This is a genomic window from Staphylococcus caledonicus (genome assembly GCF_016238465.1).
Classification (GTDB): Bacteria; Bacillota; Bacilli; order Staphylococcales; family Staphylococcaceae; genus Staphylococcus; species Staphylococcus caledonicus.
The window spans coordinates 737,105-757,528 of sequence record NZ_JABTXV010000001.1 but is presented as its reverse complement, the minus strand read 5'-3'; the positions used below and the strand labels follow the sequence as shown (position 1 = coordinate 757,528).

Genomic DNA, 20,424 nt, shown 5'->3' with positions numbered 1-20,424 from the left:
ACCACAAAAAATAAGTATAATTTTAGCGTATACCTATTTTAGTTAAGCCTTGCCATATGAGAGGCTGGGACATTTTATATAAACATCCCAGCCTCTTATCTTTCATTCATGTCTATGACTATCTTGCAACTTCTACCATTTCGAATGCTTCAATGATGTCGCCTTCTTTAATATCATTGAATTTTTCGATAGTGATACCACATTCGTAACCTTGTGCTACTTCTTTAGCATCATCTTTGAAACGTTTTAATGTGTCTAATTCACCTTCGAATAATACAATTCCGTCTCTAATAATACGTACGCCAGCGTTACGAGTGATTTTACCTTCAGTTACATAACTACCCGCGATTGTACCTACTTTAGATACTTTAAATGTTTGACGAACCTCAGCTTGGCCAATAACTTGCTCCTCGAATTCAGGGTCTAATAAGCCTTTCATAGCTGATTCGATTTCTTCGATAACGTTATAGATAACTCGGTGAAGACGCATGTCCACATTTTCAGCTTCAGCAGCACGTTTAGCACCAGCATCTGGGCGAACATTAAATCCGATAATAATACCGTTAGAAGCGTTAGCTAATGTTACGTCTGATTCATTAATTGCACCTACTGCAGTATGAATAATACGTACATTTACGCCTTCAACGTCAATCTTCATTAATGATGCAGCTAATGCTTCAACTGAACCTTGAACATCACCTTTGATAATAACGTTAAGGTCTTTCATTTCACCTTGTTTCATTTGTTCAAATAAGTTATCTAAAGTAACATTTTTACTTTCTTGACGTTGTTGGATAACACTAGCTTCATGACGTGCTTCACCTACACGACGTGCTTGTTTTTCATCTTTAAAGATTACGAAACGGTCGCCTGCTAGAGGTACATCATTAATACCAGTGATTTCTACTGGAGTAGAAGGACCGGCTGATTTAATTCTTTGACCAAGGTCATTAACCATGGCACGAACACGACCATAGGTGTTACCTACTACTATAGAATCTCCAACATGTAGTGTACCATTTTGAACTAATAATGAAGCTGCTGGGCCACGTGATTTATCTAGTTCGGCTTCAATAACAGTACCTACAGCTTGTTTATCAGGATTTGCTTTTAATTCTTGAACTTCTGCTACTAATCCAATCATTTCAAGTAAATCATCAATACCGTCACCACTTAATGCTGAAAGTGGTACAAAGATAGTTTCGCCGCCCCAGTCTTCTGGGATTAATCCATATTCTGTTAATTCTTGCATTACACGATCAGGATTAGCTGTCGGTTTATCGATTTTATTAACCGCTACTATTGTAGGAACGTTAGCTTCTTTAGCATGGTTAATGGCTTCAATTGTTTGTGGCATAACACCATCATCTGCAGCAACAACTAGGATAGTAATGTCAGTGACTTGTGCTCCACGTGCACGCATTGTTGTAAAGGCTGCGTGTCCTGGTGTATCTAAGAATGTGATTTTTTTACCGGCATTTTCAATTTGGTAAGCACCTATATGTTGTGTGATACCGCCAGCTTCTCCAGCTGTAACTTTAGTATGACGAATTGAATCAAGCAATGTTGTTTTACCATGGTCTACGTGTCCCATGATTGTTACAACTGCTGGTCTTTCAATTGCATCTGGATCATTCTCTTCATCGTCAAAGTAAATTGATAAGTCTTCTTCGTTAACTACAACTTCTTTTTCGATTTCTACACCGTAATCGTCGGCAATTAATTCTAACGTTTCTTCATCTAACGCTTGGTTAATATTAGCGACAATACCTAGTAAGAATAATTTTTTAATAACGCCTGAAGATTCAATGTTTAATTTATCAGCTAATTCGCCAACAGTGATGCCTTCTTCGTAAGTAATTTTAGCTGGCATTTCTTTTGGTTCTGCAGCTGGTTTATTATTATTCTTACCTTTTTTGTTATTTTTATTGTTTTTATTATTGCTATTGTTTTTATTGTTTTTGTTGTTTTTATTACCGTTATTATTTTTAATATTAGAATTTCCTTTATTGTTTTGTTTATTATTGTTGTTGTTATTTTTATTATTGTTATTGTTGCTATTACTTTGTTGTTTTTGGTGATTATTTTGAGTATTTTGTTTAGCGTTATTGTTACCACTTTGTTGTGGTTTGAATTTCTTATCAAGCACTTTTATTTGGTCGTCCTCTAGTGCTTGCATGTGATTGGAAACTTCTACGTCCATTTTTTTTAACTCATCGATAATCTCTTTACTTTTAACATTTAATTCTTTCGCATATTCGTAAATTCTTTTTTTACTCATATAATCACTCCTTACTATATTCATCAATCATAGACACAAGCTTGGACGCAAATCCACTATCTATTACGCCAACATTTACACGCTCTGCTTTGCCTAAAGATTGTCCTAATTCTGCTCTCGTACCAAAAATTCTAAATGGAACGTTATACGTTTCACATTTATTTTTTATATTTTTTAAAGAGTTCTCAGAAGCATCAGATGCTAAAATCACAAGTTTAGCTTGTTGTTTTTTAATTTCAGTTAATAACACTGCTTCTCCTGATTTTACTTTTCTAGCTCTCATTGCTAACCCTAAAAAATTAAATATTTGTTGCTTGGTCATTTTGGAATCTCTTCTCTATAGATTAATCTTATAACCTCTTTATATACGGGGTCTAATTTTTCAGGACTTTCATTAAAGTATCTTTCAAGTACGCCTTTTTGTTGTGCTTCTTCTACGCTTTTTACATCTTTAGAAACATAAGCGCCTCTTCCTTGTTGTTTACCCGTTCCGTCGGCAAATATTTCGCCTTCTTTATTGATAACAACACGAATCATTTCCTTTTTTGGACGCATTTCATTAGTAATAATACATTTACGCATTGGAATTTTTTTCTTCTTCATTCATTACTCACCCCAATTTCAGCTTAAATGTCTTTATTTTGTTCATCATTTTCAGAAGTAGTTTCTTCACTGTCCTCAGATGGAGTGTCGATATCAGCTGCTAGTTCTGCAGTAGTTAAGTTTGATTCTTCTAAATTAACATCATCAAATTCAACATCTTCATCACCAGTCATTACAATTTCATCAGCTTGTTCTTCTGATTCAATCACTGGGTAAATGCCGGCTTCACGTGCATCTGTTTCTGATTTAATATCAATTTTCCAACCAGTAAGCTTAGCAGCCAAACGTGCATTTTGTCCTCTTTTACCAATAGCAAGTGATAATTGATAATCTGGTACAACTACAATAGTTGATTGATTTTCTTCGTCAACGATAACTTCAAGTACTTGTGATGGGCTTAAAGCATTACGTACGAATACTTTTGGATCTTCATTCCATTGAACGATATCAATTTTTTCTCCACCTAGTTCTTCTACTACCGCTTCTACACGTGCACCTTTAGCACCTACACAAGCGCCGACAGCATCTATATCTGGATTGTCAGAGTATACGCTGATTTTTGAACGATCGCCAGCTTCACGGGCTACTGATTTTACGATAACAGTACCATCGTAGATTTCTGGAACTTCTTGTTCAAATAAACGTTTAAGTAAACCTGGATGGCTTCTTGAAACATAAATTTGAGGGCCTTTAGTTGTTTGTTCCACTTTATTAACATAAACTCTGATACGTTCATTCGGAATATAACTTTCATTAGGGCTTCTTTCAGCTTCAGAAAGTACCGCTTCAATGCGACCTAAGTTTACATAAACATAACGATGATCAACACGGTCAATAACACCTGTTAAAATATCATCTTCTTTATCGATAAATTCAGTATATAGAATTTCTCTTTCAGCATCTCTTAAACGTTGCATTACAGCTTGTTTAGCTGCTTGCGCGCCTACACGACCGAAGTCTTTAGGAGTAACATCTTCTTCATAAATATCGCCTACTTCGTAAGCTGGATTTTTAACAAGAGCTGTACTTAAATCTACTTCCTCACGGTCGTCAAATACTTCTTCCACAACCTCTTTACGCGCGATAACTTTAAATGTACCTTCGTCCATATTTAATTCTACGCGTACATTTCTTGCGCTATCATAGTTCTTTTTATAAGCAGTGATTAATGCCGCTTCAATCGCATCAATTAACACTTCTCTTGGAATTTTCTTTTCTTTTTCTAAATATTCAGTTGCTAATAATAATTCATTACTTGCCACAATTATTCCTCCTCACACGTTAAATCATTACAGCGTGACGTGCTTTTGCTATTTTATTTCTTGGTATTTCAATTTGTTTAGTTTTAGCTTTTTCTTTAACTTCCATAGTTATTGTTTCGTCATCAACTGCTTTTAAAATACCTAACCATTCTTTGTCACCTTCGATTGGCGCATATAATGATACAAACACTGGTTTCTCAATCGCATTTTGATAATCTTTTTCTTTTTTTATTGGACGTTCTGCGCCCGGTGATGCTACATCTAAATAATACATTTCTGGAATTGGGTCATTTTCATCCATTACTTCGCTAATCTTTTCAGAAGCAAGCGTGCAATCATTTAAATCAATGCCGCCTTCTTTATCAATAGAAATTCTCAAAAAATGGTCTTTACCTTCTTTAGTGTATTCAACGTCAACTAATTCAAAATGTAAGTCATCTAAAATAGGAGTAATGATAGTTTCTACTTCTTCAGTTATCTTACTCATACAGGCCTCCTTTTTTGGCAAATAGAAAAGAGCGGGTATATGCCCACTCTTTCTGCCTGAGTCTAATTTTTTACGCATTATAAGTATATCACACTTTAATTTGTTAAACAAATTAAGGCCTTTCACTTATATGAACTGATGCGCTTAGATAAAAAATTATTTCGAATTTTAATTACATATCAAAAATTGAAAGTTGTGCTTTATCTGGTAAATCGGGTAAAGAACCTAAATCATCTAGATACTCGATTATTTTCTGTGATAATCCCGCTTTTTTATTTAAGTCTTCTTTTGATAAGAATGGACCATCTTCACGTGCTTCAACGATACGTTTCGCTACGTTTTCACCAAGACCTGGTACTGCAATAAATGGTGGAATAAGCGTATCATCTTCAATAATAAAGTCGAATGCTTGACTCTTTTCAAGACTGATTGGTTGCATACGAAAACCTCTATGCGCCATTTCATTCATAATTTCCAATACAGTTAACACATCTTTTTCCTTTTTACCTAATTCCATATAACGAGAATACATATCTTTAATTGTATTTTTAATGCTTTCCTTATCTTTAATCATAGTAATCAAATCGAAATCTGATGCACGAACTGTGAAATAAGACGCATAATAATATAAAGGATGATGTACTTTAAAGTAAGCTATACGTACCGCCATTAAGACATAAGCAGCCGCATGGGCTTTAGGGAACATGTATTTAATTTTAAGACATGAATCTAAATACCAATCCGGTACATTATTTTCCTTCATTGTTTCAATCATTTCATCTGTTAGCCCTTTACCTTTACGTACTGATTCCATTATTTTGAAGGCCATTGAAGGTTCTAATCCAGCATACATTAGGTAAACCATAATATCATCACGACAACCGATTACTCCGGATAGGTCACATATTCCAGAACGCACTAATTCTTGTGCGTTACCTAACCAAACGTCTGTACCGTGAGATAAACCTGAAATTTGAACAAGTTCAGAGAACGTAGTAGGTTTCGTATCTTCTAACATTTGACGAACGAATCCTGTACCAAATTCAGGCACTCCAAACGTTCCAGTTTTACATAGAATATCTTCTTCAGTGACACCTAGTGTTTCAGGACTACTAAAGATTTGCATTGTTTCTTTATCATCAACAGGTATCGTCTTTGGATCAATACCAGATAAATCTTGTAACATACGTATCATCGTAGGATCATCGTGCCCTAGTATATCAAGTTTTAATACGTTGTCATGGATGGAATGAAAATCGAAGTGCGTTGTCATCCATGAAGCACTTTGATCATCCGCTGGGTACTGAATTGGTGTGAAGTCATAAATATCCATATAATCTGGAACAACTATAATACCACCAGGGTGCTGACCTGTTGTACGTTTAACACCAGTACATCCTTTAACTAAACGATCAATTTCGGCGCCACGCTTATGAATACCTTGATCATTAAGGTATCCTTTCACATAACCGAATGCAGTCTTTTCAGCAACGGTACCAATTGTACCAGCACGGAAAACTTTATCTTCTCCGAATAATACTTTCGTATAGTTATGAGCGTTAGGTTGATATTCCCCACTAAAGTTTAAATCGATATCGGGAACTTTATCTCCTTTAAATCCTAAGAAGGTTTCGAACGGGATATCTTGTCCTTCTTTAATTAAATCAGCGCCACATGTGCTACATTGTTTATCCGGTAAATCAAATCCTGAGCCTACAGAACCGTCATCGAAGAATTCACTTGTTTTACAATTAGGACAAATATAATGTGGGGGAAGCGGATTAACTTCGGTAATTTCTGTCATCGTTGCCACAAAACTTGAACCTACAGAACCACGTGAGCCTACGAGGTAACCATCATCTAATGATTTTTTAACAAGTCGTTGTGAAATTAAATAAATAACAGAGAATCCATTTCCGATAATACTTGCTAGTTCTTTTTCTAAACGATCAATAACAATTTGTGGTAAATCTTCACCATATAATTTCTTCGCATTAGAATAGCTTAATTCACGTATTTCTTCGTTTGCTCCATCCATACGTGGCGTATATAGTTGATCTTTTATCGGTATGACTTTATCAATACGATCAGCTAACTCATTCGTATTTTTTACTACGATTTCGTACGCTTTCTCTTCACCAAGAAAATGGAATTCATCTAACATTTCATCAGTCGTTCTGAAATGTGCTTCTGGTAACGTTGAACGGTTAAGTGGATTACCAGGTTGAGAGGCAATCAAAATCTTACGAGCTATAGCATCATGTTCATATAGATAATGCGCATTTCCTGTGGCTAGAACTGGGATGCCTGTACTCTCTCCAGCTTTCAAGATACGGTCATATATTTCATATAACGTTTGGGTATCTCGAATTAACTCACGGTCGATTAAATCTTGATAAAGTTTAGGCGGTTGAACTTCAATAAAGTCATAGTATTTAGCAATTTTTTCAACTTCTGATTGGTCACGTTGCATAACAGCTGTAAAGAGTTCACCTTCATCACAAGCTGTACCGACTAAAATACCTTCACGATATTCATTTAACAATGAACGCGGAATTCTAGGTGTTCGATAATAATATTTAACTAGTGATGCACTAACAATTTTAAATAAGTTTTTTAATCCTTCTTGTGTTTGTACAATCAAAGTTACGTGTGTAGGACGCGCACGTTTATACGCATCTTCATTAGTAAGTTTTTGATTGATATCTTTATGGTTCTTCACACCAAGTTCTTTCATTTGTTGAACCATTTTTATGAAAATATAAGCAGTAGCCTCAGTATCATAAATCGCTCTGTGGTGTTGAGTAAGTTCGACACCATACTTTTTAGCTAAGAAATTCAAACCGTGCTTACCATATTCAGTATTGATTGTACGTGATAGTTCAAGTGTATCAATAACCCCGTTAGTAAAAGGACCGAAGCCAAGGCGTTCATATCCTGTGTCGATGAAGCCCATATCGAATGAAGCGTTGTGAGCTACGAATATAGCATCTCCTACCCATTCTTTAAATTCAGTAAGTACTTCATCAATTTCTGGAGCATCAGTTAACATGTCATCAGTAATGTGCGTTAGGTTAATAATTGTTTCTGATAACTTTTCGTGTGGATTGCTAAAACGTTCGAATTTATCGATAATCTCACCATCGTGCACCTTAACGGCTGCTAATTCGATAATTTGGTCGTATTGGTTTGATAATCCAGTAGTTTCGACGTCAAACACGACATAGGTTGCTTCTTTTAAATTACGGTCTGTAGGTTTATACGCGATTGGTACACCATCGTCTACTAACATACCTTCCATACCGTATATCATCTTAATACCATTCTTTTCAGCCGCACTATGAGCGTCAGGGAAGGCTTGAACTACGTTATGGTCAGTTACAGCAATTGCTTTATGCCCCCAATTAGCCGCTTGAGTAACATACGCTCCAATGTTTGGAATACCGTCCATTTGACTCATAGCAGTGTGCAAGTGGAATTCTACGCGTTTTTCTTCTGCTTTATCTTGTTTTGGACTTTTTTTAATTTCTTCAATATCAGACATCATCATAACTAAATCACGAACAAATGTGTCTTCTTCAATACGGCCTTGAGCACGTACCCATTTACCTACACTTAAGGCTTTGAAATGATCTAAATCGTCTTTGTTTTTACGTGTGAACATTTTTAAAACAAGAGAGTCCGTATAGTCAGTAACTTTTAATTCTACGATATGACGACCACTTTTTAATTCTTTTAAGTTAATATCAAAGATAACACCTTCAATAGCTACTTTAAATTCTTCTTCGATAATTGATTCGATTGGTTTAATATTCTCAACTTGAATTGGTTTACCAATCTGACATTTATCAACGTTGCTTTCGTTATTATCTTGTTGTTTCGCTTTTTCAGCTTTCATCTTTTCTATTTTTTCAGTAGCTTCTCTCGCACTTTTCTCGTCTTCTTCTTGAATATGTGCTTCTAGTGAGGCTAAGTCATCATCTGAACTTGAATCATCCGTTTCAAATACTACTTTATCTATATTGAAACCACATTTTTGAAAAGCTTTAACTAAACTGCCGTTACATACTTTATCGAAGTGATTTCGCTCAATATCATTAGACGTCATAATTTTTAATACATTACCTGACATAATTAAACGCTTTTGTTTAAGCTGACCTTTAACTTTAGGAGATAATGCCGTATGTTCGATACAATGACCAAAATATTTTAAAGCATGCTCATCTTGGTTACTTGTATTTTGAATTGTAAAATGCCAGTCTACTTTTGCAATTTCTTTAAATTCTTCAGTAATTGCATTTGTAAAGATTAAATAATCTTCATTTGAAAGAAAGTAAGGCAATGTAATTTGAAATTCCCATGTTCTATTTTTATTTGATACATTTACTCGAGTTAACTCGCCTTGTTCAATTATCTCTTTATCTAATTGGTCAGACATTTTAATTTGTTCTGCGAGGACTCTAAATTTTTCCTGACTTGTCATTGCCACAATGGATAACCACCTTATTTCTTACTAATTACTTCGCTTGTTTCTTTCTCTTTTTGTGATCTGCTGTTTGCAAACTTGCTTTATATTATACTACTCTGTTCTAACTTTTTCATAGATGACGTTTAATCTTTTTAACTTTTTAAAAAGAAAAGAGAGCGCCAAAGAAATCCAACTTAATGCTCAAGATTTCACGCTCTCTTATTATAATAACAACCATAGAAATTCACTTTCATTATACTTGGTTACTGCTAAAATTAAGCAGTCTAGAACATCTTATAATAAAACATTCCAGACTGCTCTTATATATATAGTTATAAGTTCTCATATAAAGAAGCTACATGTTTAGAAAGGTTATCAATATGCACTTCTTCACTTTCGCCAGTTTGACGCACTTTCACTTCAACAATACCTTCTGCAGCTCGTTTACCTACGACGATACGAATTGGTAAACCAATTAAATCTGCATCATTGAATTTAACGCCTGCTCGTTCTTGACGATCATCATAAAGCACATCATATTGTTGTTGCAATTGTGAATATAATTGATTACTTAATTCTAATTGTTCTTCTTTTTTAGGGTTAATCGTAATTAAATGTAAGTCAAATGGTGTAACTGATTTAGGCCATATAATACCATTTTCATCGCTGTTTTGTTCAACAATGGCACTTAATGTTCTAGATACACCTATACCATAACAACCCATGATTAATGGTTGTGCCTTACCTTGATTATCTAGGAAGGTTGCATTCATTGATTCTGAATACTTAGTACCTAATTTAAAGACTTGTCCGACTTCAATACCTTCGGCAAATTTAGCTTCGCCTGAACCATCGCTTAATTGTTCACCTTCTAGAATGAAGCGGAAGTCACCGTATTCATCAATATTGAAATCGCGCTCTATATTAGCGTTAACATAATGATAGCCATCTTCGTTTGCACCTACGACTAAATTATTTAAATCTTTTACAAAATTATCAGCATAGATTTTAATATCATTATCATGAATTGGTCCAAGTGAACCTGGATGTGCGCCTAATAAGTTCACTATTTCATCTTGAGTTGCCATTTCAATATTATCTGTACCAAAATGTGCTTTTACTTTCACTTCATTTAATTCATGGTGTCCACGAACTAAGAACATAATAAATTCGCCATCAATTTTAAAAATCATTGTTTTTACAATTTCATCAAGAGGACGATTTAAAAAGTCAGCCAATTCTTGAGCCGTTTTCACATTAGGTGTAGCAATTTTTTCAAGTTCAGCTATTTCAGTATGTTTTTCATTAGGGTGATAAACTACTTCTGCTTTTTCAATATTTGCTGCATAATCACTAGACTCACTAAACACTATCGTATCTTCACCGATTTGGCTTAAGGCCATAAATTCGTGTGTATGATTACCACCAATTGCTCCGGAATCAGCTACAACTGGACGAGCGTTGATACCTACACGTTTAAAGATAAGGCTATAAGCGTTATACATATCTTGATATGTTTGGTCTAATGATTCTTCATCAGCATGGAAAGAATATGCGTCTTTCATAATGAATTCTCGACCACGTAATAACCCAAAACGTGGACGTTGTTCATCACGGAATTTAGATTGAATTTGGAATAAAGTAAGTGGTAATCGTTTATATGATTTTAACTCATCACGCACAATTGATGTCACTACTTCTTCATGTGTAGGTCCTAAAGCAAATTCTCGTCCATTACGGTCTTTTAAACGCATTAATTCTGGGCCATAAGCTCCCCAACGTCCTGATTCTTCCCATAATTCTGCTTGTTGTAGCGCAGGCATTAAGATTTCAACCGCATCAACACGTTCCATTTCTTCACGAATAATTCTAGAAATATTATTTAATACGCGCGTTGCAAGTGGTAAATAACTATAAATCCCACTTGTACTTTGCTTAATCAAACCTGCTTTTAATAATAATTGGTGACTTAGTGCCTCTGCTTCAGCAGGCACTTCTCTCATCGTTGGTATAAATACTTTCGATTGTTTCATATCTTTATCCTCCTAAATCTATAAGAAATAGCGTTGTATGTCGTTCCAAGTTACTAATATCATAATAATGACCACAAATAATGCACCAACAGCAATGATTGCTGTTTCAGCTTTTTTATTAACTGGACGTCTGAAAATCGCTTCATAAATTACAAATAGAATTCTACCACCATCTAGTGCCGGAATAGGTAATAAATTCATAATACCTAAGTTTACACTTAACAATGCCGTATAATATGTCAACGCTATAATACCTTGTTTCACTACTGAATCCACATTATGATAAATGCCAACCGGCCCATTTAACATATCGAATGAGAAATTACCTGTGAAAATACTCGCTATCATACCGCCTACAGCTGAGAATATTAACGTGCTTGCATCAATAAATTGACTAAAACCGAGAGCAAGCGGTTTAACTATAGTATGTTCTCTTTGAGGTTGGAAACCTAACACATAGTTCGTTTCAGAGTTTAATTTCGTTTTTTTAATGACTTGTTTTTTAGGCGTAATATCAAATGATTTTGTTTGATTATCTCTTTCAACTTTAATAGTCGTTTTATTATCTTTGATGTCTTTCATTGCTGATTGAATTGCTTCAAAATCATCAACTTTATGATTGCCTACTTGGACAATTTTGTCGCCTGTTTTTAATCCTGCTTTTTGAGCTGGAAAATTATCTGCCAGTTGTCCTACTGTTGAAGTTGGCGTCCCTTGATAATAAGCTAAACCTATAAATAACACTACTGCTAGTAGGAAATTAAATAATGGACCTGCAAATAATGTTAAAAATTTAGGCAACGGTTTTTTATGTGTAAACTGACGATTTCTAGGTGCAATTTGTATTAAACTACCATTTTCAACAAAATACGCTTTTTTAGCGATTGGATAATGATGACGTTCATTGTCATATGAGGTAATACCTTCTATATATAAATCATCTTTAAAATCACATTTTTTTACTTCAATTGCTTCAATTTGTTGGAATTTATGTTGGTCATCTAAAATGATATGTGTAATCTCATCATGATCATTTAATTTAATTTTAACACTCATGCCCGGTTCAACCGGAGGCTCTTCTAATCCATCTCCAGCCATTCTTACATAACCACCTACGGGCAATAAACGGATAGTGTATAACGTTTCGTCTTTACGAAAACTAAATATTTTCGGTCCCATACCAATCGCAAACTCTGGACACATAATTCCTGCACGTTTGGCAAAAAACATATGACCATATTCATGTACTGTCACAAGTACACCAAATACGATAATAAATGAGACAATCGTGATTAAATAACTCACATGCCACACCTCATTTAACTTTATTTTCTACAACTATTCTTCTTTTTGAATGATGTAGATTATGTATTATTTAGTCGAATTATTCAAGAATTTTATTTTTAAGAAAAGGAGTTAAGAATTACATTATCTAGTAAATCTAGTCAAATGTGAACTCAATAACTCCTCAATTATATCATTATACTTTTTTCATATATAAACAGAACGTTAAATTCTTACTACATTTGTATTAATAAAATGTTGAGTAACGGCAAGACGAACATAAAACTATCGAAACGATCGAGTATGCCACCATGACCAGGTAAAATACGTCCCGAATCTTTTACACCGAAATGACGTTTGAAACCTGACTCAACTAAATCACCTAATTGTCCAAACATGCTTAGGATGATTGTTACAACTAATAATAACCAAATGTTTAGATGAAAATCTACGAAGAACAACATAACTAATGGCACGATTAAACTACAAATCAACCCGCCAATAAAACCTTCTATTGTTTTATTTGGACTAATCACTGGCCAAAGTTTGTGTTTTCCCATTAAACGGCCAAAGATATATGCTCCCGTATCCGTAAGCCATACAACTAAAAAGGCATAAAGGATATAGTGTAAACCATCAGAGCGTGTAGCATAGAAATACATAAATCCTATACCTACATATGCTACTGACATTAAACAAAATGCTGCATCCATAAAACTAAATCTGTTTTTAGAAAGTACAGTATAACTAAGCAATATAAAGCTCATTGCTACTAAACTTTTTAATTGAATATCATTTACCCAATGACCGGCATCTTGTGGCAACATAATAATGATTAATGCAACCGCACTAAATATACCGGGCACAGAAAGAAATTTAATCATATTCATATTCAAAAGTTCTTTTAAGGCAATTAATGCTAATAGGTAAGCAAATAACATTAAAATAGTTCCGCCTTTTAATAAAATAGGCAGAAAAATTATTAACGCAATAATTGCGGTTAAAGTTCTTACTTTCATACGCTACTCCTTACTTAATCCTCCAAAGCGTCTTTGGCGAGATTGATATATTTTTAAACATTTTCTGAATTCTTCACCATCAAAGTCTGGCCATAACTTCTCATTAAAGATAAATTCACTGTAAGAAGTTTGCCAAATAAGGAAATTACTAATACGTTGTTCTCCAGAAGTACGAATTAATAATTCAGGATCTGGGTATGGATGCGTCATTAAATGTTTCGTTATCATTGATTCCTCGATGTCGTCACTAGTTTGACCATTATTTTGAAGCTCATCATAAATTGATTTCATACTTTGAACAAGTTCAGCTCGTCCACCATAATTAATGGCAAATATTAATTTCAACCCTGTGTTATCTTTAGTTTTCGCTTTGGCATGTTCTATAGCTTCAATCGTTGATTGAGGTACTGCATCTAAAAATCCAATGGTTTCTATTTGAACATTTTTTTCTATTAGTTCTGGTAGAAAAGTTTTTAAAAAATTAACAGGTAAATTCATGATATAATTAACTTCATTTTCAGGTCTAGACCAATTTTCAGTTGAAAAAGCGTATAAAGTTAAATATTTAATACCTAAATCGCTAGCCTCTCGAGTTACTTTCTTGATTGTTTGCATACCTTCATAATGACCTTTAATTCTTGGCATTTTACGCTTTTTAGCCCAACGTCCATTTCCGTCCATGATAATCGCTACATGTTCAGGTAAATTATGTAAATCTAAATCATCGTTCTGACTGATTTTAGTCTTATTTCTTTTTATTAGCTTTTTAAACATGGTCTTTCCTCCGAGCCTGATCATCTCTGTTATTATATTAATTATTTAAGAAATCATCTATCATTTTATCATACTCGATAATGGCATTGAATAAGCAAATTAAAAAACTGTACCAAAGTCTGAATTGGTACAGTTTAGACTAAAATAATTTATTGAGACGTGAACACTAATAATTGATACTTCGAAAAACTAATTCAAAGCCTCTCATAAGTAGAATTCAAGCCGAATCTCACTCCCTATTCTAACAAAACTTTAAGACTGATTTTGTACTCGAATAAAGGGTTGATTCTTGTCAAATTCTAAACATATTTGTTTCACACTCTTATACATTATTAAAAAAATGCTACTGTCGATTTCATTAAACAGACATAATATCTTGTTCTTTGTCTTCAACTAGTTGATCAATTTCTTTAATTGAATTATCAGTCGCTTTTTGAACATCTTCTGTTTGACTTCTTAAGTCGTCTTCAGTAATGTCGCCATTTTTTTCGTCTTTTTTCAATTGGTCGTTGATGTCACGACGGATATTACGAATAGAAACTTTAGCATCTTCACCAATTTTTTTAACGTTTTTTACTAACTCTTTACGACGTTCTTCTGTTAATGCAGGTACTGTTATACGGATAACTTCACCATCACTAGTTGGGTTAACGCCTAAGTTAGCAGCATTGATTGCTTTTTCAATGTCTGAAACAGATGATTTATCATATGGAGAAATGACTAATAAACGTGCTTCAGGAACATTGATACTTGCTAATTGTTGAACAGGTGTTGGTGCACCATAGTAGTCAACTGTAACACCGCTCAATAAATTTGAATTAGCTCTACCCGCGCTAATATTAGCTAATTCACGAGATAAGTTATCAATAGATTTACTCATTCTAGCTTTAGTATCTTGAATAATGTCACTCATAATTTTACACCTCTAATTATTTAGTTATTAATGTACCTATTTTTTCGCCCATTACTGCACGTTTAATATTTCCTTCTTCCATAATTGAGAAGACATTTAAAGGAATATTATTATCCATACAGAATGATGAGGCTGTTGAATCCATAACTTGTAGACCTTCTTGTAACATTTGGATGTGTGTTAAATGTTCATATTTAACTGCGTTACTATCTACTTTAGGGTCTGCTGAATAAACGCCATCAACATTATTTTTACCCATCAAAATAACATCAGCTTCTACTTCTGCTGCACGTAAAGCTGCAGTTGTGTCAGTAGAGAAATATGGATTACCGATACCTGCTGCAAAGATAACTACACGTTTCTTTTCTAAGTGTCGGATAGCACGACGACGAATATATGGTTCAGCAACTTGTTTCATTTCAATTGAAGTTAATACGCGTGTATCACATTCTAATTGTTCTAAACTATCTTGTAATGCTAGAGCATTCATAACTGTAGCAAGCATGCCCATGTAGTCAGCTGTTCCACGGTCCATACCTAAATCACTACCAGTTTTACCTCTCCAAATATTACCGCCACCGACGATTACAGCAATTTCACAGTCCATTTTAGCTACTTCAGCAACTTGTTTCGCTACACTTTTAATGATAATTGGATTAATACCGAAGCCTTTATCACCAGCAAGTGCTTCACCGCTAAGTTTTAATACTACACGTTTATATTTAGAAGTTTGCGCCATTGTTTTTTCCTCTCTATTGTAAAAATATGTAATTATACAAGTAAAGAAGACACAGACGCGTCTCCTAACATAAAGTAAACTTTATAGTAGAAAACCTCAAAGGTGCCTTCTTTCTTGTTTAATAATGTTGACAGATTATTTCATTTGTCCTTTAACTTCATCAGCGAAGTTTTCTTCACGTTTTTCCATTCCTTCGCCTACTTCATAACGTACGAAGTCAACAAGTTTTCCACCTTTAGATTTTAAGAAAGCTTCAACTGTTTGATCTGGATCTTTAACAAAGTTTTGGTCAACTGCACAAATTTCTTGAAGATATTTACGTAAACGACCTTCTACCATTTTTTCAACGATATTTTCAGGTTTACCTTCATTTAATGCTTGTTGTTTTAATACTTCTCTTTCGTGGTTGATTTCGTCTTCACTTACTTGGTCTGAAGAAACATATTTAGGGCTAATTGCCGCGATGTGCATAGCAACATCTTTAGCAGCTTCTTCATCAGAAGAACCTTCAACAACAGTTAATACGCCAATACGTCCACCCATGTGTAAGTAAGCGCCGAAAGCATCGTTGTCTGATTTAGTTCTTACTTCAAAACGACGGATGCTTAATTTTTCACCGATAGTTGAGATAGCTTCTTTCATTCTTTCGTCAACTGTTTTACCGTTAGATAATTTAGTTTCTAATAAAGCTTCAACTGTTTCAGCTTTGCTTTCAAGAACTTGGTTAGCAATTTCTTTAACTAATTCTTGGAAACCTTCATTACGAGCAACGAAGTCAGTTTCAGAGTTAATTTCAACGATAGCAGCTTCATTACCTTTTACTTCTACATGTACTAAACCTTCAGCTGCGATACGGTCAGCTTTTTTAGCTGCTTTAGCGATACCTTTTTCACGTAAGTAATCAATCGCTTTATCGATGTCACCATCAGTTTCAGTTAGCGCTTTTTTACAATCCATCATACCAGCGCCAGTTCTTTCACGTAATTCTTTAACAAGTTTTGCTGAAATTGCCATTAATTATTCCTCCAATATTTCTAATTGTAATAATAGATGATACCTAAATATTACCATTAAAGGTACTATAATTTCCAATACTCTATTATTATTTTTTAAAGTTGTTTTTATCCTTAGATATGATTTTAATCTTTTAATTAAATTACCGCTTTATAAACCGCCAACATTTCAAAGTATTAAGTCATTTATCTAAGTTTAATCATTTAATTAATTATTTGAAAAAAGGGCGATAAGCATTACATCTTATCACCCATTTAAACTATATCTTAGTTTGATTCAACAGTAGTATTGTCTTCAGTTGATTCTGCTTTTTGAGTTTCTTCTTTTTCATCTAAATCGATGTTTTGTTCTGCAGCTACTTCATCGTTAGAAATACCTTGTTGACCTTCTAAGACAGCGTCAGCCATTTTACCAGTTAATAATTTAACGGCACGAATAGCATCATCGTTTGCTGGGATAACGTAATCAATTTCATCTGGATCACAGTTAGTGTCAACAATACCAACGATTGGAATATTTAATTTATGTGCTTCAGCAATTGCGTTACGCTCTTTACGAGGATCAACTACAAAGATTGCTTGAGGCATAGATTTCATATCACGGATACCACCTAAGAATTTGATTAAACGGTCATATTCTTTTTTAAGTTCAACAACTTCTTTTTTAGGTAAAACGTCGAATAAACCGTCTTCTTCCATTTTTTCGATTTCAGAAATACGTTTAATACGTTTAGAAATTGTTTTATAGTTAGTTAAAATTCCGCCTAACCATCTTTGGTTAACGTAGAATTGTCCAGCACGTTCTGCTTCAGCTTTAACTGATTCTTGTGCTTGTTTTTTAGTACCAACGAATAAGACTTTACCGCCATCTTCTGATACTTGTTTAATGAAGTTATAAGCTTCTTCAACTTTTTTCACTGTTTTTTGTAAGTCAATGATATAGATACCATTTCTTTCAGTGAAGATGTATTTTTTCATTTTTGGGTTCCAACGACGTGTTTGGTGGCCGAAGTGAACACCAGCTTCTAGTAATTGTTTCATTGAAATTACTGCCATAATAAAATTCCTCCTATTGGTTTTTTACCTCCATAACAAACTAATATAAAGACAATATTTATTGCACCCTTTATATATACATTTATTATGTGTGTATTGGCTTTATAGCCGTCAATAATATTATCATATAACTGCTTATAGTGCAATCATTTATTTTATTACAAAAATGAATTTAATCAGAATAAAAACTGCTGATGGTAACTTTCCTTCTCAGCAGTTCAATATATAATTAGAAATAGTATTATTTACTAACTTTTAATATTATTTATTACGTTCTAATTCATCTAAGAATTTTTCTTTTTTCACTTTAATGAATGTACCTTTCATGCCTAAGGATCGAGATTCAATCACACCTGCACTTTCTAATTTACGTAGTGCATTTACAATTACTGATCGTGTGATACCCACTCTATCCGCTACTTTAGATGCGATAAGTAGACCTTCATTGCCACCTAATTCTTCAAAGATATGCTCAATAGCTTCTTTTTCTGAATATGAAAGTGAGTTGATTGCCATTGTAATAGCCGCTTTATCACGTGCTTCTTTTTCAACTTCATTATGCTTTTCACGTAAAATTTCCATACCGATAACTGTTGCTGCATATTCGCCAAGGACTAAATCATTTTCATTGAAGTCATCTTTGACACGACCAAGTACTAATGTACCTAATCTTTCTCCTCCACCAAGAATTGGAAAGACTGTAGTACGGCTACTAGTGAATGCGTCTCTGTCTTCAGGTGGGAATACAGTTAATTCGTTATCAATATTAATGTTAGATTCTGTTTGTTTAACGTCCATTAATAATTCAGTGTATTCACTTGGAATGTGCTTACTTTCTAACATTTCATTAATTCGTTCACTTTTTAAAAGTTCATTTAAACTTGAACCTAAGATTTTGCCTCTACGCGAAACAATAAATACATTTGTTACTGTAACATTACTAATCGTTTGAGCAACGTCTTTAAAATCTACCGCGATGCCCTTATGTTTTTGTAATAATGTGTTAAGTTCTCTAGTTTTAGATAATAAGCTCATAAAATTTCTCCTTTATATATATTATAAGATAAATGCACTTAAATCTTTATTAGTTGAAATAGATTTCAACTTATCATCAACATACTGTGGCGTTATATCTACAACCGCATTTGGCATACTTGGTGCTTCATACGATAAATCTTCAAGCATTTTTTCTAAAATAGTGTGTAAACGACGTGCTCCAATATTATCAGTGTCCTGATTTACTTGATAAGCTATTTCAGCTAATCTTGTAATCGCTTCCTCTGAGAAGTTCACAGTTACATTTTCAGTATTAAGTAGAGCCTCATATTGCTTAATAAGTGATAACTTAGGCTCTGTCAAAATTCTATAGAAATCATTAACTGTTAAGCTTTCAAGCTCAACTCTAATTGGAAAACGTCCTTGTAATTCTGGAATTAAATCACTTGGTTTTGAAACATGGAAAGCTCCAGCACCGATAAATAGCATGTGTTCAGTATTTACAGTACCATATTTAGTTTGAATCATGCTACCTTCGAGGATTGGCAATATATCTCTTTGAACACCTTGTCTAGACACATCTTGGCCACTATTAGAATTATTTGTTGCTACTTTGTCAATTTCATCGATAAAGATGATACCCATTTGTTCAGCTAATTCTAATGCTTCTTGATTAGCTGTTTCTTGGTCTATCAATTCGTCAGCAAAGTCATCAGCTAAAACTTTACGTGCCGTTTTAACTGGCACTTCACGTTCAACTTTACGCTTAGGCATTAATTGATTCATCATGTCTTGCATTTGTTGATTTTGGTTAGTGCCAAGCATGCCTAAAGCGCCTGGATCTTGCTCAACTTTAATTTTAATTTTTTCTTCTTCAAGTTTACCATCTAAAAGTTGTTGTTTGATTTCAGAGCGTTTCGTTTTAATTTCTTCAGTAGGTGCTTCTTCTTCCTCTTCTTCATTATTATTATTGAAGTTAGGAATAGCGCCGCCTAATAAAGACTCAAGTGGATTGCTATTTTGTGATGCCTTTTTCTTCATGCTAGGAACTAATAATTTCACTAATTTTTCATTAGCTTTATTAATTGCTTCATCTTTAACTAGTGCTTTCTTTTGATCTTTCACTAATCTTACTGCAACATCAACTAAATCTCTTACTATACTTTCAACGTCACGTCCGACATAACCTACTTCAGTAAATTTAGTTGCTTCCACTTTAATAAACGGAGCTCCTACAACTTTAGCCATGCGTCGTGCTATTTCAGTCTTACCTACACCTGTTGGGCCAATCATTAAGATATTTTTAGGTGCGATTTCTTGTTTAGTTTCTTCGTCAAGAAGACTTCTTCTATATCTATTTCTTAATGCTATAGCTACTTTACGTTTAGCGTCGTCTTGACCAACAATGTATTCATTCAATTTAGATACGATATCTTTAGGTGTTAATTTTATACCGATTGCATCCATCAATGTTTACCTCCAACTAAATGTATGTC

At 34.0% G+C, this 20,424-nt stretch carries 16 protein-coding genes; all 16 read right to left on the bottom strand.

The window, feature by feature from the left end; all coding sequences use genetic code 11:
• Window positions 1–118: 118 nt before the first annotated feature.
• Window positions 119–2,281, bottom strand: coding sequence for a translation initiation factor IF-2 (gene infB / locus HS848_RS03860; protein ID WP_198611321.1), 2,163 nt, complete (start codon window positions 2,279–2,281; stop codon window positions 119–121).
• Between the two features lie 4 nt (window positions 2,282–2,285).
• On the bottom strand, window positions 2,286–2,603 hold the full coding sequence (locus tag HS848_RS03855) for a YlxQ family RNA-binding protein (RefSeq protein WP_119525877.1): 318 nt from the start codon (window positions 2,601–2,603) through the stop codon (window positions 2,286–2,288).
• Window positions 2,600–2,884, bottom strand: a complete 285-nt coding sequence (rnpM, locus tag HS848_RS03850) for an RNase P modulator RnpM (protein ID WP_103166275.1) — start codon at window positions 2,882–2,884, stop codon at window positions 2,600–2,602. The genes HS848_RS03855 and rnpM overlap by 4 nt, the downstream gene beginning before the upstream one ends.
• Before the next feature lie 23 nt (window positions 2,885–2,907).
• The gene (gene nusA, locus HS848_RS03845; RefSeq protein WP_198611320.1) at window positions 2,908–4,146 is read right to left on the bottom strand and encodes a transcription termination factor NusA; all 1,239 of its coding nucleotides are present in this window, start codon (window positions 4,144–4,146) and stop codon (window positions 2,908–2,910) included.
• 19 nt (window positions 4,147–4,165) lie between these two features.
• Window positions 4,166–4,633 (bottom strand): ribosome maturation factor RimP, encoded by a 468-nt coding sequence (gene rimP / locus HS848_RS03840; RefSeq protein ID WP_107507608.1) that lies wholly within the window; start codon window positions 4,631–4,633, stop codon window positions 4,166–4,168.
• A gap of 172 nt (window positions 4,634–4,805) precedes the next feature.
• Complete coding sequence (locus HS848_RS03835; RefSeq protein WP_198611685.1) at window positions 4,806–9,116, bottom strand: PolC-type DNA polymerase III; 4,311 nt, start codon at window positions 9,114–9,116, stop codon at window positions 4,806–4,808.
• A 317-nt stretch (window positions 9,117–9,433) separates the two neighbouring features.
• The gene (locus HS848_RS03830) at window positions 9,434–11,134 is read right to left on the bottom strand and encodes a proline--tRNA ligase (protein ID WP_198611319.1); all 1,701 of its coding nucleotides are present in this window, start codon (window positions 11,132–11,134) and stop codon (window positions 9,434–9,436) included.
• Between the two features lie 18 nt (window positions 11,135–11,152).
• Entirely contained in the window at window positions 11,153–12,439 is a 1,287-nt protein-coding gene (gene rseP / locus HS848_RS03825; protein ID WP_198611318.1) for an RIP metalloprotease RseP, read from the bottom strand.
• Between the two features lie 215 nt (window positions 12,440–12,654).
• The gene (locus HS848_RS03820) at window positions 12,655–13,437 is read right to left on the bottom strand and encodes a phosphatidate cytidylyltransferase (RefSeq protein ID WP_107507611.1); all 783 of its coding nucleotides are present in this window, start codon (window positions 13,435–13,437) and stop codon (window positions 12,655–12,657) included.
• Between the two features lie 3 nt (window positions 13,438–13,440).
• Complete coding sequence (locus HS848_RS03815; protein ID WP_107507612.1) at window positions 13,441–14,211, bottom strand: isoprenyl transferase; 771 nt, start codon at window positions 14,209–14,211, stop codon at window positions 13,441–13,443.
• Window positions 14,212–14,569: 358 nt separating this feature from the next.
• A complete protein-coding gene (frr, locus tag HS848_RS03810; protein ID WP_107507613.1) occupies window positions 14,570–15,124 on the bottom strand; it encodes a ribosome recycling factor in 555 nt (184 codons plus the stop codon).
• Window positions 15,125–15,140: 16 nt separating this feature from the next.
• Complete coding sequence (gene pyrH / locus HS848_RS03805) at window positions 15,141–15,863, bottom strand: UMP kinase (protein ID WP_107507614.1); 723 nt, start codon at window positions 15,861–15,863, stop codon at window positions 15,141–15,143.
• Window positions 15,864–15,998: 135 nt separating this feature from the next.
• Window positions 15,999–16,877 carry a translation elongation factor Ts gene (tsf, locus tag HS848_RS03800; protein WP_198611317.1) on the bottom strand — a complete coding sequence of 293 codons (879 nt, stop codon included), beginning with the start codon at window positions 16,875–16,877 and terminating at the stop codon, window positions 15,999–16,001.
• A 266-nt stretch (window positions 16,878–17,143) separates the two neighbouring features.
• Window positions 17,144–17,932, bottom strand: a complete 789-nt coding sequence (rpsB, locus tag HS848_RS03795) for a 30S ribosomal protein S2 (RefSeq protein ID WP_119525872.1) — start codon at window positions 17,930–17,932, stop codon at window positions 17,144–17,146.
• Window positions 17,933–18,193: 261 nt separating this feature from the next.
• Window positions 18,194–18,967: a GTP-sensing pleiotropic transcriptional regulator CodY gene (gene codY, locus HS848_RS03790; RefSeq protein ID WP_107507617.1), complete on the bottom strand. Its 774-nt coding sequence runs from the start codon at window positions 18,965–18,967 to the stop codon at window positions 18,194–18,196.
• A gap of 21 nt (window positions 18,968–18,988) precedes the next feature.
• Window positions 18,989–20,395 (bottom strand): ATP-dependent protease ATPase subunit HslU, encoded by a 1,407-nt coding sequence (gene hslU, locus HS848_RS03785; protein WP_198611316.1) that lies wholly within the window; start codon window positions 20,393–20,395, stop codon window positions 18,989–18,991.
• Window positions 20,396–20,424: the final 29 nt, after the last annotated feature.

Bases quoted from the DNA above. Each gene is read 5' to 3' on its own strand.
- infB (WP_198611321.1), bottom strand. From the start codon at position 2,281: ATGAGTAAAAAAAGAATTTACGAATATGCGAAAGAATTAAATGTTAAA.
- HS848_RS03855 (WP_119525877.1), bottom strand. From the start codon at position 2,603: ATGACCAAGCAACAAATATTTAATTTTTTAGGGTTAGCAATGAGAGCT.
- rnpM (WP_103166275.1), bottom strand. From the start codon at position 2,884: ATGAAGAAGAAAAAAATTCCAATGCGTAAATGTATTATTACTAATGAA.
- rimP (WP_107507608.1), bottom strand. From the start codon at position 4,633: ATGAGTAAGATAACTGAAGAAGTAGAAACTATCATTACTCCTATTTTA.
- HS848_RS03835 (WP_198611685.1), bottom strand. From the start codon at position 9,116: ATGACAAGTCAGGAAAAATTTAGAGTCCTCGCAGAACAAATTAAAATG.
- HS848_RS03830 (WP_198611319.1), bottom strand. From the start codon at position 11,134: ATGAAACAATCGAAAGTATTTATACCAACGATGAGAGAAGTGCCTGCT.
- HS848_RS03820 (WP_107507611.1), bottom strand. From the start codon at position 13,437: ATGAAAGTAAGAACTTTAACCGCAATTATTGCGTTAATAATTTTTCTG.
- HS848_RS03815 (WP_107507612.1), bottom strand. From the start codon at position 14,211: ATGTTTAAAAAGCTAATAAAAAGAAATAAGACTAAAATCAGTCAGAAC.
- frr (WP_107507613.1), bottom strand. From the start codon at position 15,124: ATGAGTGACATTATTCAAGATACTAAAGCTAGAATGAGTAAATCTATT.
- pyrH (WP_107507614.1), bottom strand. From the start codon at position 15,863: ATGGCGCAAACTTCTAAATATAAACGTGTAGTATTAAAACTTAGCGGT.
- tsf (WP_198611317.1), bottom strand. From the start codon at position 16,877: ATGGCAATTTCAGCAAAACTTGTTAAAGAATTACGTGAAAGAACTGGC.
- rpsB (WP_119525872.1), bottom strand. From the start codon at position 17,932: ATGGCAGTAATTTCAATGAAACAATTACTAGAAGCTGGTGTTCACTTC.
- codY (WP_107507617.1), bottom strand. From the start codon at position 18,967: ATGAGCTTATTATCTAAAACTAGAGAACTTAACACATTATTACAAAAA.
- hslU (WP_198611316.1), bottom strand. From the start codon at position 20,395: ATGGATGCAATCGGTATAAAATTAACACCTAAAGATATCGTATCTAAA.